This window comes from Actinoplanes sp. NPDC026623 (assembly GCF_040638275.1).
In the GTDB taxonomy this organism is placed as follows: domain Bacteria; phylum Actinomycetota; class Actinomycetes; order Mycobacteriales; family Micromonosporaceae; genus Actinoplanes.
In genome coordinates this window covers 106,180-106,726 of the sequence record NZ_JBEZXZ010000005.1, presented here as the reverse complement: position 1 = coordinate 106,726, position 547 = coordinate 106,180, and the positions used below count along the sequence as shown (strand labels likewise).

At 69.8% G+C, this 547-nt stretch carries 1 protein-coding gene; it reads left to right on the top strand.

Annotated features, from left to right (window positions below; all coding sequences use genetic code 11):
* Positions 1-256 (top strand): hypothetical protein (locus AB0F10_RS03005; protein WP_360620122.1); only part of this gene is annotated, 256 nt, incomplete at its 5' end.
* Positions 257-547: the final 291 nt, after the last annotated feature.

Here is a 547-nt window from a genome sequence, read left to right as displayed (position 1 = left end):
TCGGCGGCTCGGCGGCTCGGCGGCTCGGCGGCTCGGCGGCTCGGCGGCTCGGCGGCTCGGCGGCTCGGCGGCTCGGCGGCTCGGCGGCAACGATCGGTATGGCCCAGGGATTCGGTCGCTGTCGTTGTTGATTCTGGTCCACGTTTCACGTGGAACGGCGCAGGCCGCCAGCGCCGGCCGGAGTCGTTTCACGTGGAACGGCGGCGGACGGCAGCGTTTCACGTGGAACGGCGATCTCATCCGTCGCATGTTCTAGCTCAGGCCAGAATGCGGGCCGCGCCCCGGCGGCACTGCCCCATCCTGCGGCGGATGGGACGGCGATCGCCTTGCCCGCCATCCGCGCGGAGAACCTGGAGCGTTAACAGCAAAGGAGCGATGCCGCAGCGCGGCCGGTCAGTCGGTCCCGGCTAGCGCATGCCGGCTCAGCGCTCAGCAAGCAACACAGTCGCCGACATCATGTGGGGTGCCCCGGCCCCCCGCTAGACCCGACTAGAGCACCTACGTCGACGTCAGGGGGCGTAGACGATGTTTCACGTGAAACCGGGCT